The organism is Sulfitobacter sp. 1A15299 (assembly GCF_043556915.1).
In the GTDB taxonomy this organism is placed as follows: Bacteria; Pseudomonadota; Alphaproteobacteria; order Rhodobacterales; family Rhodobacteraceae; genus Sulfitobacter.
This window is the reverse complement of record NZ_JBIFFJ010000072.1, coordinates 1-1,688: the sequence shown is the minus strand read 5'-3', so window position 1 is coordinate 1,688 and position 1,688 is coordinate 1. Positions and strand designations below refer to the sequence as shown.

1 protein-coding gene and 1 pseudogene are annotated in these 1,688 nt (G+C 54.4%); both read left to right on the top strand.

Annotated elements, in window-relative coordinates; translation table 11 throughout:
- Positions 1–417 (top strand): annotated as a pseudogene (locus ACGYK7_RS19095) (hypothetical protein); the annotation flags it as partial.
- A partial coding sequence (locus tag ACGYK7_RS19090) for a hypothetical protein (RefSeq protein WP_394403948.1) occupies positions 414–1,688 on the top strand: 1,275 nt, incomplete at its 3' end. The pseudogene ACGYK7_RS19095 and the gene ACGYK7_RS19090, both read left to right, overlap by 4 nt.

Here is a 1,688-nt window from a genome sequence, read left to right as displayed (position 1 = left end):
GATAGCCTCACCCGTAGTTCTGATCGAATATTGTTCTCGGCTGCGGTGACAGGACAAGGCGGCGAGTTCCACGTCAATGAGCAACCTCTATCCTACTGGCAGAAGCTGTTCGAGGCGCGCGGCTATACCGCCTACGATTGCGTCCGACCGCACCTCTCAAGCAATCGCAATATTGAGCCTTGGTATCGGTATAACACCATACTCTATGTCAATGATGCAGGTCTCCATGGCTTGCCTGCCGCTATTGCCCAGCATCAAATTCCAAACGGCGCTTCCGTTCAAAATGGGGGCAATATCGCCTGGAAGCTCCGCCGCTTTGTCGTATCGCGGCTGCCGCAAAATACTGTGACACAGATTGCCCAACTTCGTGCGAAGATCATTGCCGCACGTGCGCATGGAAAAACAGGTGCGACATGACATTTGCCTCTCCGGACGCTGCATATATCGCAACCTCAAGCGCGCAGTCGAAGCCAGATGAAACACAGCGACTGCTTAAAGCCTTCTGGGTAAGCTTGCTGGCAATCTTCGTCGTCTCAGCGCCTAACCTCATAGACCCGTTTATTCGTCACGATGACTACCCTGCACTATTTGGCGATGCTCAAATGTTCTGGGGTAAAACCCTCACCGAAGGGCGCTGGCTTAACTACCTTTGGCATTTGCGGGGCATCGCAACCCCCGCTTGGCTGAACTTTGCAGCCTATCAGATTCTCTCAGCGCTACTGGCCGCCGCACTCGCGGTGGCAGCAATGGGACGCGAAGGGCACACGTGGTTCATCGCAGCTTTGGCATTGTTCATCTTGGGCTCCGTTCCCGCCACCCTTATTTCACTATGGTTTAACACCCTACTCCCCGGCCTCGCCGTCGTGGCGCTATATGCAGTGTTGGGCTGCTACTTGTCGCAACGCAGCCTTCGCATCCTGCTGCCCCTCTTCGTTATCGTCAGCTTTTGGGCTTACCCGAGCTACTCTCTCATCCTGCTTGCCGTCTGCCTCATGCGTACAAAAAATCGCTCCTTTGCGGATCTTGCTGGGCTCATGGTTCTGTTCATAGCCAGCTTTGCAGCAGCCGTCTTACTCACATATACGATAAATTGGTACGTACACGGTATCTTCGGCGTACCACTGGCAGACTGGCGAGAGGCGACGCCGGCTTCAGGCCTTACAGGAATGATTGAAAACCTGCCTTACGTGCTGGAAACATTCAAGATCTTGCTTGTTACCAACTCGTATAACTTCCTGCCCGCCGGCTACTTCCACATTGCCTTATTGATCGTAGCGACGGGCGTTTTGATCAAGCACGCTCCTAAAGAAGCTCTTTATCTGCATGCGGGCCTTTGGGCCGGCATAGCACTGATGGTGCTACAATCACTCAAGCTCGGCGTTGCGGTACCCTCGCGCGCATTTAGCTTCGCTTGGATCTACTATGCCGTAATCGTGGTGCGCGCCACGGCCCTGATGAGCCAGCACACCAATCTCTCCGGGCGGCTCATGCGCAACTGCACCCTTTTGATCGCTCTGTCCTACTTGCTTCAGACGTTTTTCCAGTATGCCACATACCATCCCTGGCAAGCAGAAACCCGCCTCTTGGCAGAGAGACTGCGTAACGTAGACCCCGCAATAGAACGTCCCGTCCTCGTTTATGGTGACGTTGAAACGCTGGAGAGCGCGAAGGCTGCTCACCTCCAAAGA